Source organism: Phyllobacterium sp. LjRoot231, from assembly GCF_964253365.1.
Classification (GTDB): Bacteria; Pseudomonadota; Alphaproteobacteria; order Rhizobiales; family Rhizobiaceae; genus Phyllobacterium.
In genome coordinates, this window is sequence record NZ_CAXUQT020000001.1 from 2,225,028 (window position 1) to 2,238,921 (window position 13,894).

Genomic DNA, 13,894 nt, shown 5'->3' on the forward strand with positions numbered 1-13,894 from the left:
GGAAATTTTGTCTACTCAAGCCACTCGGTTATGAATACCTCATTGGCGTGAATATCGATTGTTTCCAGCCTACCCGGCCCGATGTTCTCGAACTTGTGGGGTGTATTGGCGGGTGAAACGACGATCTGGCCCTCATGCGCATCAATGATCTCGTCGCCAACAGTAAAACGGGCATTGCCTTTGCGGACGATGAACGTTTCCGTATAGGGATGGGTGTGAAGCTTCGGCCCGCCGCCAATCCTGTCGCTGCTGTAGAAGACCACCGACACGTTGGTGCCATAGGGCTTGCCGGTGATTTCACCTTGCCAGTGTTCCGGTCCTTCCGCCCAGACATCGCGATCGATCACATGCGCCATGAATGCTCTCCTTCTTACCTCTGATCCAGCGTAGCCATGGTGCAGAGCGGTGACAAGAATGGGTGTCCCATAGCCAATTGCAGCAACATTGATGATATCAATCAACAAATGTGACGTGACAGCCCGGCGATCCTGTCCTAGAGCAAATCGATGGACGAACAAATATATCAACGGGAATCGGTTTCCGCCGATTCGGGCCGTTCAAGCACGCAATTCTGGGAAGGTTTCGCCAAAGGCCTGCCCATCATGGTCGCCTCGGCGCCTTTCGGCCTTCTGTTCGGCGCGCTGGCTGTCGACAACGGATTCAGCGTATTCCAGGCAGTGCTAATGAGCGCGGCGATTTTCGGCGGCGCGAGCCAGATGGTCGGTATTGAGCTGTTCGGCCACAATATTCCTGCCTGGTTGATCGTCTTTTCCATTTTTGCGGTCAATTTTCGCCATGTGCTCTATTCGGCTGCGGTGGGGCGGCGCATCGGCCATTTCAAACCGCTGCAGAGCGCTCTCAGCTATTTCCTGCTCACCGACCCGCAATATGCGGAAACCGAAAAGCGCGCGGAATCTGGAAAACCGGTGACATTCATCTGGTATCTCGGCGTGGCCACGCCGATCTACGTAATGTGGGTGACGGAAGCCGGGATAGGGGGACTGTTCGGCAATCTCATTTCGGACCCGCATGCACTCGGTATCGATATGCTGCTGCCGATCTATTTCCTCGGCCTGGTCATGGGGTTTCGCAAGCGCGATAACTGGGCACCGATCGTCATCGCCAGCGCCATTGTTTCAATCATCGCCTACAAAACGATCGGCTCGCCTTGGCACGTCAGTATCGGCGCCCTGGCTGGCATTCTGGTGGCTGTCATTGTTGCCAAGCCGGAAAAAGCGCGGGAGCGACGCTGATGTCATCGATAACATGGATCATTATCGCCGGCGCAGTTCTGACTTTCCTGACACGTATCGGCGGTCATCTGGTGCTGTCGCGTTTTGAGCGTATTCATCCTCGCGTCGAAGTCGCGCTCAATGCGGTGCCCGCTGCCGTGCTCACGACATTGGTTGCTCCTGCAGCTGCGGAAGCCGACTGGCGCGGACTGATCGCGCTTGCCTTTGCCGGTCTCGTGTCACTGCGGTTCAACGCGCTGACCATGTTTCTCGCCGGCGCAGCCGTGATCATCCTGCTGCGCCAGTTCTCCTGACTACAGACCGTTAGAGATCAAGTGGTCTCAGTTCCCGTGACCGAAAGGCTCTGTCGCAGCGATCAGCCATTCGCGTGCTGAGCCATTAGTGTGCGGCAGCAGCGCTTCGCGAACCCGCGCGTGATAGGCGTCCAGCCAGATGAGCTCCTCCCGTACCAGCAGGCTGGTGTCGATCAGCCGCCTGTCGATGGGGCAGAGCGTGATCGTTTCAAAGCCCATCATGGCGATGTCGCCACCTTCCGGCACTTCCGGCTCGGTGACGATCAACAGGTTCTCGGTGCGGATGCCATATGCGCCGGGCTTGTAGTAGCCGGGCTCGTTGGAAAGGATCATGCCAGGCAGCAATTCCTGTACACCACGCTTCGATATGCTCTGTGGCCCTTCATGTACCGAAAGGAATGAGCCGACACCGTGCCCGGTACCATGGCCATAATCATATCCCTGCTTCCATAGAGCGATGCGCGCAAGCACATCGATATCCATACCGCGTGTTCCCTTCGGGAAGCGAGCAGTTGAAATGGCGATCATGCCTTTCAGCACCAGTGTGAATTTGCGCTTCATGTCGTCGGTCGGCTTGCCGACGGGTAGCGTGCGGGTGATGTCAGTGGTGCCATCGCGGTATTGGCCGCCGCTGTCGATCAGGTAAAGTTCGCCGTCCTGCAATTTGCGGTTAGACTGCGTGCTGACCCGGTAATGCGCAAAGGCGCCATTTGGTCCCGCACCGGAAATGCTGTCGAACGAGAGATTTTCCAGCGGCATCTGGAAGCTTTCCGCCACAGTCTGGCGGGTTTCTTCCAGTTTCGTCGCCGCAATGATCTCATCAATCGTGCCCGGCGCCTGCTCATCGATCCACGACAGGAACGAAACCATTGCCACGCCGTCGCGCTCGTGCGACTTGCGTGCGCCTTCAAGCTCGACTGCATTCTTGACGGCGCGCGGCAGACGCGCCGGATCAAGGCCGTCCACGACCTTTCCACCGGCCTTTTCAATGATCAGACGCAGTTTTTCCGCCGTTAGCGCCGGATCGAGCATCACGGTCTTGCCCTCAGCGGCAAAGGCCGCAACGTCGCCTTCCAATGCTGAAGGGGCGCGCAATGTCGAAAGCTGCGTCAGGTAAGCTTCGGTCTCGATCGGCAGCTTGCGCTTGTCGATGAAAAGTAGTGGCTCACCCGATGCCGGAATCAGCGCGAAGGCGAGGGGAAGAGGCGTATTGCTGACGTCATTGCCGCGAATATTGAAAGCCCAGGCAATAGAGGATGGATCGGTGAGAATCGTCGCGTTGGCTTTTGCCTTGGCAACGGCTTCGGCAAGTTCGTGCAGCTTCTGGCTGGCGAGCTTGCCCGCATATTTCTCGGGCTGGATTGTCACTGCTTCGAGCGGTGGGGCCGGTTGATCGTCCCAGATCAGATCGACAAGATTGTCCTTGACCGCAACGAGACTGCCGCCGTTCTTCTCCAAAGCCTCGCGCAGCGACTTGGTCTCGCTGATCGTGTGCAGCCAAGGGTCGAAACCGATGTTGAGCTTCTTCTCGACATTGCGCAGCCACACTGGAGGCGGCGTATCGACCAGACTTTCGATTGTGAAGACTTCCGGGTCGGTCTGCTCGGCTGCCTGCAGCGTGTAACGCCCGTCAACGAACAGATAGGCTTTGCTTTTCATGATCAGCGCAACGCCCGCAGAGCCAGTGAAACCTGTCAGCCATGCCAGACGGCGGGCGCGGGCGGGCACGTATTCACCTTGGTGCTCATCGGCACGCGGTACAAGAAAACCGTCAAGGCCAAGGTTTTCGAGTTCGGCTCGCAGCTTGGCAACGCGGGGTGCGCCGGTGGCAGGATTGCTTGCGACCTCAAACGACTGGAACATGATGACTTTGACCTCTGCTGTTAGAGGCCAAAACCTATCTTTCTGTGTTCGTCTGCGCAATGGAGGAGTGGTCTTAGCAACCGGATTAATACGTCGCTTTAGCTTTTAGGTGCAGCGTAACCCAGCCCTCGCGGCGCAGCGTCTTCTGATGGAACAATCCCTGGACGCGGTACGAGGCGAGAACCTTTTCCCGTTGCGTTTCCAGAATACCTGAGAGGATGAGTGAACCGCCCCACGCGAGGTGTTTGCGCATCTCGGGTGCCAGCTGCATCAGCGGCCGCGCCAGAATATTGGCGACGATGAGATCGAACGGTGCGGCAAAGCGCATCGATGGATGATGAAACCCCGTTGCGGTTTCGGTTTGCACCCTGGCGGCAACACCGTTCTTCACCACATTTTCCTGCGCCACGGCGACTGCGACCGGATCGATATCCGTTGCAAGAACCGGGATAGGCGCAAGCTTGGCGATGCCGATGGCGAGTACGGCACTGCCGGTTCCAAGATCGAGCGCATTGCGCGGATGCTCGCGCCGGATCACTTCGCTGATCATGTCGAGACAGCCGGACGTGGTGCCATGATGGCCGGTGCCAAACGCTTGCCCCGCATCGATTTCGATGCCTAGTTCGTTGACGCGGCGCTTGTCGCGATCATGCGAGCCATGCACGAAAAAGCGTCCCGCGCGCACCGGCCTCAGCCCTTCCAGCGAATGCGCTACCCAATCGATATCCGGCACCTGTTCTCGCATCAATTCAAGGCTGAAGGTGTCGCTGCCGAGAACATCGCGAATGCGGGGCTCAATCTCGTCGGGTTCGAATGTGTAGACCGAAACCTCGAATATTTCGCGATCTTCGTCGATTTCGGCGTTGGAGACCGGCAGACCGTCCTCCTCGAATTCACGTTCGAGCATGGTGAAGACACGCTCGGCTTCGATCTTGCCGGCAGTGACGAAAAGGCGGGTCTGGGTGGTCATTCAGGAATGTACTCTAGCTCTTGGCGAGACGTTTCAATTTCTCGACAGCCGTATCAGGATTTTCGCCATAGGCAATGGTGCCGAAGAAACCGCCCTTGCTGTCCAGAAGAAAGATCGAGGCGGTGTGGTCCATCGTATAGTCGCTGCCTTCGACGGGAACCTTGCGCGCAAAGACGCTATAGCCCTTCAGCATGGCAGCCATTTTATCAGGATCCCCCGTCACGCCCATGATGCGGTCGGACACATTGCTGACATAGGATTTCATGACCGGGACGGTGTCTCGCTCCGGGTCCACCGTGACGAAATAGGCATTGATGTCCGCGCCCTCCGTGCCGAGCTTCTTCAGCCAGCCGTCTAGCTCGAACAGTGTCGTCGGACAGACTTCCGGGCAATGGGTGAAGCCGAAGAATATGGCGGATGGCTTTTGCCGGAATGCCGCCTCCGTGATTGGCTCGCCATTCATCGTCGTAAGCTGGAAGGACGTGCCGAACGGCCCCTGATTGCTGGCCGTCATTTGGCGTGACGACTGGAAGGTGATCCAGCCTGCAGCCGCAGCAAGAAGCGCAATCGCCACGATCAAAAAAGGCAGCAGACGTTTGTTCATGGATGATTACTCAGGGACGGCGAGGCGTCTACATGCACCAGGCCAATCCCGCGTTGATGAGGGAAAGGAAGATGGAATCGCCCTTGTTGAACCACGCGGCAAAGGTGAGCCCCGAGGCTACGGATGCTGCGAGCGCAAGTGCTGCGTAGAGCATCATTCTCGGTGTGCTGATGGATGATGATGTTTTCATCGCTTGATTATAGGATTTCGGCTGGGTTTATGCAAAAGAATTGCCCGAGTTACATTAGAGAAAACATCATGGCCGATACCAACGATCCGCGCTTCCAGAACGACCAACCACGCATCCATCCGAGCGCGCAGCTGAAAGGCGTCAAGCTTGGCAAATATGCCGAAGTGGGCGAGCGCGTCATCCTGCGCGATGTGACGGCTGGTGATTTTACCTACTTCGAACGGCACAGTGAGGGCATTTACGCCGATATCGGGCGGTTTTGCTCGATTGCAGCGAATGTTCGCATCAATGCGCTCGAACATCCGATGGAGCGGTTGACGACGCACAAGATCAGCTATCGGCCGAATGAATTCTTCAAATATCAGGGCGTCGACAGCGCTTTCCGTGCGCGCAGGCAGGCCAAGCGCGTCAGCATCGGCCACGACGTATGGATCGGCCATGGCGCGGTGATCATGCCGGCAATTCAGATCGGTCACGGCGCTGTCATTGGCGCCAATGCGGTGGTGACCAAGAATGTCGCGCCCTATACGATCGTCGCGGGTAATCCGGCGCGGCTCATCCGCCTTCGCTTCCCCGAGGAGATTGCCGTGCGGCTGCGGCGGCTCGCTTGGTGGGACTGGCCTCCGGAAACTGTCTTCGAAGCCATTCCGGATATCCAGTCTCTGAGCATTGAGGCTTTCCTGGACAAATGGGAACGTTAGCCACTAGCCGCCGTTTCGCTTGCAATCATTCCGCATAGTATCCAACTGTTGTCTTGCCCAATTTCAACCCTCGGGAGTTATTCTGATGAAGCGCACGCTTGTTGCACTGGCCCTTTTGGGCGCAGCCATCCTGCCCGCTCAGGCCGAAGAAGTCGGCAAGGTCGGCGTTGACTGGCTCGGCAATGATATCGTCATCGATGCAGTTGCCGATCCAAAAGTGCAGGGGGTTACCTGTCATCTCGCATCGTTCTCGCGGGGTATTATCGACAGGCTGCAGAAGGGCAACTGGTTCGAGGATCCGTCCAACGCTTCAATCTCCTGTCAGCAGACCGGTCCGATTACCATCGACGATATCAAGCTAGGCGAAGGTGGAGAGCGGGTCTTTTCCGAGCGCACCAGTCTGATCTGGAAGAAACTTGTCATCACCCGCATTTACGACAAGGCGAACAATTCACTGATCTATCTCGCCCATGCCACGCAGGTTCAGGATGGCTCGGCCAAGACGTCGATCTCGACCATCCCGCTCTTTGCGGGAAATGTCAGCTGGACAAAGGGCAAGCCGGAATGACAGGCCGCTATCCACGGCGCTGCCCTTAAACCAGGGGCGGTCGCTTATACTATTGACGAATATCAATTTCATTTTCACTGTTGCAGAATAAATCAAGCTTTTCAAAGGTTTGATGATGAATTTTCGCATAAAGAATCATAGGCTTGGTGCCGGTGCATCGAATGTGGATTTCATCGGTTCGCCCAATGTCGGTGGCGAATTGAAACCCAGATTCCTGATCATCCACTACACTGCGAGCGGACCGGACACCGATATCGCCAAGTATTTTTCACAGAAAGCAGCCAACGTCTCGGCCCATCTCGTCGTCCGCCGCGACGGGTCGGTCACCCAATGCGTGCCTTTCAACACCGTCGCCTGGCACGCGGGCAAGAGCCAGTGGACAGGCAAGAACGGCGCGAAATATTCGGGGCTTAACAGCTCGGCCATTGGCATAGAAATCGAAAATTGGGGACCGCTTAACAAGAGTGCCGGAGGCTGGGTGTCGTGGACGGGCGCTGCTGTCGACGGAGCGAAGGTCATCGAAGCCCGCCACAAATTCGGGGTACCCAATTGCGGCTGGGAAGTCTTCACCACGGCGCAGATCGAGACAGTGATTGCCGCTGCGCAAGCCATCTGCAGCGAATATGCCATCGAGGATATCATGGGTCATGACGATATCGCGCCGGGCCGGAAATCCGATCCTGGTCCGGCGTGGGACATGGAGGCGTTCAAGGCGAAAGTAAAAGGCGAGGCCGATAGCGGTGACGCGGTGATGGTGGTCCGCTCGAGCAGCGGTCTTAACATTCGCACGGGTGCCGGTGCATCGTTCCCGGTGGTCAGACCTGCGCCGCTAGCCGATGGGACAAAAGTGCTGGTGCACGAAGCCAGCGGCAAATGGCGTTATGTGTCGGTGCTCACGCACTCGGGACAGCCGGACTTCTCCGGTTGGGTGCATGGCGATTGGCTCTTTGAGGGGTGAGGGCGACGGCTTCGAACAAGATATTTAACCACTGGAATATTCGTGGTAACGTAACTACATTGCTATACGAGGTGCCATCATGACGATCACAACCCTTTCGAGCCGCCAGTTCAATCAGGATACCAGCAAGGCGAAAAAAGCTGCTAAGTCCGGGCCGGTATTTATTACGGATCGCGGGCGACCGGCGCATGTCTTGTTGACGTTTGAGGAATATAAGAAAATCCGTGGTATTCGAATGAAAATCGCTGACTTGTTGGCGATGCCGGGGGTCGAAGACATTGAACTCGAGATACCTCAGATGCGCGATCTCGCACAATCCGCTGATCTTTCCTGATGTATATTCTTGATACCAATGTCGTATCTGAATTGCGCAGAATCCGCAGTAATAAAGCTGACCCCAACGTTGCAGCTTGGGCAGAAAGTGTCGATGCTGTCGATTTATATCTCTCGGTAATTACGATCCAGGAGCTCGAAATCGGCGTATTGCTTACCGAGCGCCGCGATAGATCACAAGGGGCTATATTGCGCGCATGGTTGGACGACCATGTCCTGCCTGCCTTTGCGGACCGCATTCTGGCCGTCGATGCCACGGTCGCCCAACGCAGTGCCGGACTTCATGTGCCGAACCCGCGTCCAGTTCGCGATGGTCTTATCGCTGCAACAGCACTCGTTCATGGCATGGTTGTTGTTACGCGGAATGTGTCGGATTTTGAGCCGACCGGTGTCGGATCGTTCAACCCATGGACTGAGCGGTAACTCAAAGCCCTTTCACAAAACTATCCAGCACACGCTTCTGGCCGGCCTTGTCGAAATCGATCGTCAGCTTGTTACCTTCAATCGATGAGACATTGCCATTGCCGAACTTGATGTGGAACACGCGGTCGCCCACATCGAAATTCGAGGGCGTCTCGCTGACGGATTTCGCCACGAGTTCACCATCGATGGTTCGGCCCTTCACTGAGCCACGCCCTGCGCCAAGAACAGAATCCGTTTCGCCGTAGCCGATGCGCTCCACCTTTGCACCGGAACGCGAGCCCCAATTGTTGCGGGTTGCATCGGAGCGGTTTTGCTGGGCACGCTGCCAGCCGGGTGTCGAATAGGTGTTTTCGAAAGGGTCGGCGCGGTCGAAGCGCGATTGACCATAACCGCCGCCACGGCCGCCATAGCCGCCGTAGGAGTCGCCGCCGGCTACCACTTCCACATGCGCTTCGGGCAATTCTTCGAGAAACCGGGAAGGAATCGTCGATTGCCAAAGCCCATGAATGCGCCGATTGGAAACGAACCAGATGTGCAGGTTCTTCTTGGCGCGCGTCAGTCCGACATAGGCGAGGCGGCGTTCCTCTTCGAGGCCGGAGCGACCACCTTCATCCAGCGCTCGCTGATGCGGGAAAAGTCCTTCTTCCCAGCCGGGAAGGATGACAGTTTCAAACTCAAGGCCCTTGGCGGAGTGCAGTGTCATGATGTTGACGGCATCGAGGTTCTCGTTCTGCTCGGCATCCATGACCAGCGCGACATGTTCGAGGAAAGAGCGCAGCGACTCATATTCCTCCATCGAGCGGATCAGTTCTTTCAGGTTTTCCAGCCGGCCCGGCGCTTCTGCCGAGCGATCCGCCTGCCACATGGCCGTATAGCCGGATTCGTCGAGAATTTTCTCGGCGAGTTCCGTATGCGGCGTCGAATCGATCAGCGATTGCCAGCGCTGGAAATTTTCCACCACTTCGCGCAAAGCTGAGCGTGGCTTGGGTTTTAGCTCTTCGGTCTGGATGAGATCGGCGGCCGCGTCGAGCATGCTGATATCGCGCGCCCGCGCATAATCATGCACCTGTCTTATTGCCGCTTCGCCGAGTCCTCGCTTTGGTGTGTTGATGATGCGCTCCAGCGCGAGATCGTCGGCGCCCTGCGCCACGACACGGAAATAGGCCAATGCATCGCGGATTTCGAGACGTTCGTAAAACCGTGGACCACCGACGACCCGGTAATTCAGACCAAGCGTGACGAAACGGTCTTCGAATTCGCGCATCTGGAACGAGGCGCGCACCAGGATCGCCATATCGTTGAGCTTGTGGCCCTTGCGCTGTGCTTGCTCGATTTCCTCGCCGACGGCGCGGGCTTCCTCCTCGGAATCCCAGGCGGCATGCACATTGACCTTCGCATCTTCCGCATGGGGCGCATCGGTGAACAGGGTTTTGCCTAGACGCCCTTCGTTGTGCGAGATGAGGAAGGAGGCAGTGCCGAGAATATGCGCCGTGGAACGGTAGTTCCGCTCGAGGCGGATGACCACAGCACCAGGAAAATCCTTCTCGAAACGCAGGATATTGTCGACTTCCGCGCCGCGCCAGCCATAGATCGACTGGTCGTCATCGCCGACACAACAAACATTCTTCGAACCCTGGGCGATCAGCCGCAACCACATATATTGCGCGGTATTGGTGTCCTGATACTCGTCGACGAGGATATAGCGGAATTTGGCGTGGTATTCTTTCAGCACGTCCGGATAGGCCCGGAACATGCGGATCGGATGGCAGAGAAGATCGCCGAAATCGCAGGCATTGAGCGTCTTCAGCCGGTTCTGGTAGGCGGTGTAGAGTTCGCGGCCCTTGCCATTGGCAAAGGCGCGCGCATCACCCTCAGGTATTTCCGAAGGACCAAGGCCCTTGTTCTTCCAGCCGTCGATCATCAGTGCGAACTGCTTGGCAGGCCAGCGCTTGTCGTCAAGGCCTTCGGCCTGGATGATCTGCTTGATCAGGCGGACGACATCATCCGTATCGAGAATGGTGAAATCGGATTTGAGGCCGACCAGTTCCGCATGACGCCGCAGCAGCTTGACGCCAATGGAGTGGAACGTGCCGAGCCATGGCATGCCTTCCACCGCGCCGCCGACCAGAACGCCGATGCGCTCTTTCATTTCGCGCGCAGCCTTGTTGGTAAAGGTCACCGCCAGAATCTGGCTTGGCCAGGCTTTGCCCAGCGAAAGGATATGCGCGATGCGCGAGGTCAGAACGCGGGTCTTGCCGGTACCAGCACCAGCCAGGACGAGCACCGGACCTTCAGTCGTTTCAACCGCCAGTCGTTGTTCAGGATTGAGGCCACTCAGATAGGGTGGTGCGCCACGCGCCTGCATGGCGCGCGCGGCTATACCCGAAGGCTGGCGCGGCACATCAGCTTCGTCAAAAAAAGGAATATCGTCAGGTAATCCGGACATTTGTCCCCAATGTAGTGATTCGGTACTGAAAAACCAGAAAAATGCGATACAAAAAGAGAACGGCCAAGTTTAGGCAGCATCTTTTGCACCTAAACTTGCAGTTGAAATATTCAATCACCGATATTGCGTCCTTTTGATTTAGGGCATACCCATTTTGATTAGAGAAGATTGTGGCAACCGCCAGCGCGTTCGCGGCTGCATGCCAGCGCATTCGATCCTGATTGAGCTTGGAAAAGGACTCCCACCCCATGGCAATCACTCCGACCGCCCTTGTTTTTCTCCTGATCGGTGCGGCGCTTGGTGTCGGTGGTGTCTGGCTCGCGGTGCTTGGCGGCAGCTGGTACTATATTCTCGCTGCATTGGCTTTCCTGATCACCTCCTATCTTCTCTTCCGAAGGCGCGCATCGGCGTTGCTTGTCTACGCGATCCTGGTGATCGGCACGCTTGGCTGGGCCGTCTGGGAAATCGGCCTCGACTGGTGGCAGCTTGCACCGCGCGGCGGTGTTATCATGCTGCTCGGGCTATGGTTACTGACACCGTGGATTCGGCGCGGACTGAATACAGTCGCAGGCAAGCGGTCCTCCTGGGGTCCGGCGATCCCCTTGCTGATCAGCGTGTTGGCGGCGTTGGCCGTTGCCGGTTATTCGATGACACAGGATCCGCTCGCGACGACGGGCGAACTCAGCAAGGAGGTCATCGCATCCGAACCAGACCTTGGCGGCAATGTTCCCGCCGACGATTGGCACCAATATGGCCGCACCCCCTATGGCCAGCGCTATTCGCCGCTGAAGCAAATCACGCCGGATAATGTCAGTACACTGCAGGTTGCCTGGACCTACCAGACCGGCGATGTGAAGTTGCCCGAAGATATCGGCGAAACCACCTACCAGGTGACACCGTTGAAGGTGCGGGACACTCTTTATCTCTGTACGCCGCACAATTGGGCGATCGCGCTCGATGCGGCAACCGGCAAGGAAAAGTGGAAATTCGACCCGAATGTCGGTCTCAATCCCGATCGCCAGCATCAGACATGCCGCGGGGTTTCCTACTATGCTGATCCGGCGGCTAGTCCCGGCCAGCCCTGCGCCGAACGGGTCTATCTTCCGACCTCCGATGCTCGGTTGATCGCTCTCGATGCGGCTACTGGCCAGATATGTCCGTCCTTTGCCGACCAGGGCACCCTGCATCTTGAAAAAGGCATGCCATATAATCCGGCGGGCTACTATTATTCGACATCGCCGCCGGTTGTTGCTGCGGGCAAGATCATTGTCGGCGGTGCGGTCAATGACAATTACTCGATCCACGAACAATCCGGCGTTATTCGCGCCTTCGATATCAATACAGGCGCACTCATCTGGAATTGGGATTCTGGCAATCCCGCTGTGACGACGCCTCTGCCGGAGGGGCAAACCTACACGCACAATTCACCCAATAGCTGGTCAGTTTCCAGTGTTGATGAGAAACTCGGTCTGCTCTACGTCCCGCTTGGTAACCAGACGCCGGACCAGCTTGGGGCAGGGCGCTCGGAGAATGTCGAGAAGTTCTCGTCATCGATCGTGGCACTTGATCTCAACAGCGGCCAGTTGCGCTGGGTGCGGCAGACGGTTCACCATGATCTCTGGGACATGGATGTGCCCTCGCAGCCGTCGCTTGTAGATATCAATACGGCGACCGGCGCTGTTCCGGCGCTGGTCGGTCCGACCAAGCAGGGTGATATCTATGTTCTGGACCGCCGCACTGGCGAGCCAATCCTGCCGATAGAGGAAGTGCCCGCGCCGACAGGTGCAATAGAGGGAGATCATACCGCTCCGACACAGCCAGTCTCGGACCTCAGCTTCATGCCGGGGCCTTTGACAGGCAAGGATATGTGGGGCGTCTCGATGTTCGACCAGCTAGCGTGCCGCATCGAGTTCCTGAAGTTGCGCTATGAAGGCCGTTACACGCCACCATCGCTGCAGGGCTCGCTGATCTATCCGGGCAATTTCGGCGTGTTCAACTGGGGCGGCGTTGCTGTCGATCCTGAGCGCCAGATCATGTTCGGCATGCCGACCTATCTGGCCTTTACCTCAAGACTCGTGCCGCGTGCCGATGTTCCCGCTCCTGGCGTTGGCACCAAGGGCAGTGAGCAAGGCCTCAATCGCAATGAGGGCGCGCCCTATGCGGTTTTCTTGGGGCCGTTCGTGTCGCCGCTTGGGCTTCCCTGCCAGGCTCCGCCATGGGGCTATGTGGCCGGCGCTGACCTGCGCACCGGCAAGGTTGCATGGAAGCATCGCAACGGGACCGTGCGCGACTCGTCCCCGCTGCCATTACCGTTCAAGGTCGGCGTTCCGGGCATTGGCGGTCCGATCATCACTGCGGGCGGCGTTGCCTTCCTCGGTGCTGCCGTGGATGATTTTCTGCGGGCCTATGATGTGACCAGCGGCAAACAGCTTTGGGAAGCACGCCTTCCGGCAGGGGGCCAGTCGACACCGATGTCCTTCGCTTTGAATGGCAAGCAGTATGTGGTCATCGTTGCCGGCGGGCACGGTTCGGTTGGGACCAAACCCGGTGATTATGTCATTGCCTATACCTTGCCGAAGTAGAAAACTTCGACAGCGTCGGGCCGCCGCTGTCAGAAACCTTTGAGAATTCAGCCTGATGAGGCAGATGGTGTGGTTTTCGAGAACCGGAGCGCAATGGACATTTTCGTCCATGAGCACCGGAGGCGCAGAAAGCCGCATCAGATGCCCATCAGGGTGGATTGGCAAAGGTTTCTTAGCGTTGCGGCAGCTTCAATGGAGCTGCCGTTTTTACGGTTCGGATGGCGAAATTCGAGCGGATGTCCGCAACGCCCGGCAAAACCAACAGTTTCTCGGTCAGGAACCGCTCATAGGCGCTTAGATCCTCGACAACCACCTCGGCGAGAAAGTCCGCCGTTCCGGAGATGAGGAATGCGGCTGTCACTTCCGGCATGGCAATAAGCGCCGCCTGTTGCGCGTCCGAATTTTCGCGGCTGTGCTGCCCGACCTTGATTTCCACGAACACAGTTAGCCCCAGTCCGACTTCCTTTCGGTCGATATCCGCACGGTAACCACGGATAACGCCGGCTTTTTCCAGATTGCGGATGCGGCGCAGGCAAGGCGAGGGCGAAAGGTTCACCTTCTCGGCAATCTCGACATTTGTTGCCCTTGCATCCTCCTGCAGCGCTTCGAGGATCCCGATATCGAATTTATCCAGATTTGGCATAAACCGCCTCTTATCTTTATTAAACTTCCTGAATATTGCTGTAACAGTAGTCAGAGTAGCATCAACT

General features: G+C 57.2%; 15 protein-coding genes. 8 read left to right on the forward strand and 7 right to left on the reverse strand.

Annotated elements, in window-relative coordinates:
• Window positions 1–11: 11 nt before the first annotated feature.
• Window positions 12–356: a cupin domain-containing protein gene (locus ACSQ3H_RS10880; RefSeq protein ID WP_436117069.1), complete on the reverse strand. Its 345-nt coding sequence runs from the start codon at window positions 354–356 to the stop codon at window positions 12–14.
• A 150-nt stretch (window positions 357–506) separates the two neighbouring features.
• Here ACSQ3H_RS10880 and ACSQ3H_RS10885 point away from each other — a divergent pair, with 150 nt between their 5' ends.
• Window positions 507–1,253, forward strand: coding sequence for an AzlC family ABC transporter permease (locus ACSQ3H_RS10885; RefSeq protein WP_436117070.1), 747 nt, complete (start codon window positions 507–509; stop codon window positions 1,251–1,253).
• On the forward strand, window positions 1,253–1,546 hold the full coding sequence (locus ACSQ3H_RS10890; RefSeq protein ID WP_436117071.1) for an AzlD family protein: 294 nt from the start codon (window positions 1,253–1,255) through the stop codon (window positions 1,544–1,546). Before ACSQ3H_RS10885 ends, ACSQ3H_RS10890 begins: the two co-directional genes overlap by 1 nt.
• A 27-nt stretch (window positions 1,547–1,573) precedes the next feature.
• Here ACSQ3H_RS10890 and ACSQ3H_RS10895 read toward each other — a convergent pair whose 3' ends face one another.
• The 4 genes from ACSQ3H_RS10895 to ACSQ3H_RS10910 form a co-directional block, all read right to left on the reverse strand.
• Window positions 1,574–3,412 carry an aminopeptidase P family protein gene (locus ACSQ3H_RS10895; RefSeq protein ID WP_436119417.1) on the reverse strand — a complete coding sequence of 613 codons (1,839 nt, stop codon included), beginning with the start codon at window positions 3,410–3,412 and terminating at the stop codon, window positions 1,574–1,576.
• An 82-nt stretch (window positions 3,413–3,494) separates the two neighbouring features.
• A complete protein-coding gene (locus ACSQ3H_RS10900; protein WP_436117072.1) occupies window positions 3,495–4,379 on the reverse strand; it encodes a 50S ribosomal protein L11 methyltransferase in 885 nt (294 codons plus the stop codon).
• Between the two features lie 13 nt (window positions 4,380–4,392).
• Window positions 4,393–4,983, reverse strand: a complete 591-nt coding sequence (locus ACSQ3H_RS10905; protein ID WP_436117073.1) for an SCO family protein — start codon at window positions 4,981–4,983, stop codon at window positions 4,393–4,395.
• Between the two features lie 28 nt (window positions 4,984–5,011).
• Complete coding sequence (locus ACSQ3H_RS10910) at window positions 5,012–5,173, reverse strand: hypothetical protein (protein ID WP_436117074.1); 162 nt, start codon at window positions 5,171–5,173, stop codon at window positions 5,012–5,014.
• Between the two features lie 68 nt (window positions 5,174–5,241).
• On the opposite strand from ACSQ3H_RS10910, the gene ACSQ3H_RS10915 reads away from it, so the two are divergent.
• From ACSQ3H_RS10915 to ACSQ3H_RS10935, 5 genes are all read left to right on the forward strand, one after another.
• On the forward strand, window positions 5,242–5,874 hold the full coding sequence (locus tag ACSQ3H_RS10915) for a DapH/DapD/GlmU-related protein (protein WP_436117075.1): 633 nt from the start codon (window positions 5,242–5,244) through the stop codon (window positions 5,872–5,874).
• 85 nt (window positions 5,875–5,959) lie between these two features.
• The gene (locus ACSQ3H_RS10920) at window positions 5,960–6,442 is read left to right on the forward strand and encodes a CreA family protein (protein WP_436117076.1); all 483 of its coding nucleotides are present in this window, start codon (window positions 5,960–5,962) and stop codon (window positions 6,440–6,442) included.
• 112 nt (window positions 6,443–6,554) lie between these two features.
• Entirely contained in the window at window positions 6,555–7,400 is an 846-nt protein-coding gene (locus tag ACSQ3H_RS10925) for an N-acetylmuramoyl-L-alanine amidase (RefSeq protein ID WP_436117077.1), read from the forward strand.
• Between the two features lie 79 nt (window positions 7,401–7,479).
• Window positions 7,480–7,734, forward strand: a complete 255-nt coding sequence (locus ACSQ3H_RS10930; protein WP_436117078.1) for a type II toxin-antitoxin system prevent-host-death family antitoxin — start codon at window positions 7,480–7,482, stop codon at window positions 7,732–7,734.
• The gene (locus ACSQ3H_RS10935) at window positions 7,734–8,156 is read left to right on the forward strand and encodes a type II toxin-antitoxin system VapC family toxin (RefSeq protein ID WP_436117079.1); all 423 of its coding nucleotides are present in this window, start codon (window positions 7,734–7,736) and stop codon (window positions 8,154–8,156) included. The genes ACSQ3H_RS10930 and ACSQ3H_RS10935 overlap by 1 nt, the downstream gene beginning before the upstream one ends.
• A gap of 1 nt (window position 8,157) precedes the next feature.
• Here ACSQ3H_RS10935 and ACSQ3H_RS10940 read toward each other — a convergent pair whose 3' ends face one another.
• Complete coding sequence (locus ACSQ3H_RS10940) at window positions 8,158–10,602, reverse strand: ATP-dependent helicase (RefSeq protein ID WP_436117080.1); 2,445 nt, start codon at window positions 10,600–10,602, stop codon at window positions 8,158–8,160.
• A gap of 248 nt (window positions 10,603–10,850) precedes the next feature.
• On the opposite strand from ACSQ3H_RS10940, the gene ACSQ3H_RS10945 reads away from it, so the two are divergent.
• Window positions 10,851–13,184 carry a glucose/quinate/shikimate family membrane-bound PQQ-dependent dehydrogenase gene (locus ACSQ3H_RS10945; protein ID WP_436117081.1) on the forward strand — a complete coding sequence of 778 codons (2,334 nt, stop codon included), beginning with the start codon at window positions 10,851–10,853 and terminating at the stop codon, window positions 13,182–13,184.
• Window positions 13,185–13,356: 172 nt separating this feature from the next.
• Here ACSQ3H_RS10945 and ACSQ3H_RS10950 read toward each other — a convergent pair whose 3' ends face one another.
• On the reverse strand, window positions 13,357–13,827 hold the full coding sequence (locus tag ACSQ3H_RS10950; protein WP_436117082.1) for an Lrp/AsnC family transcriptional regulator: 471 nt from the start codon (window positions 13,825–13,827) through the stop codon (window positions 13,357–13,359).
• Between the last annotated feature and the right edge of the window lie 67 nt (window positions 13,828–13,894).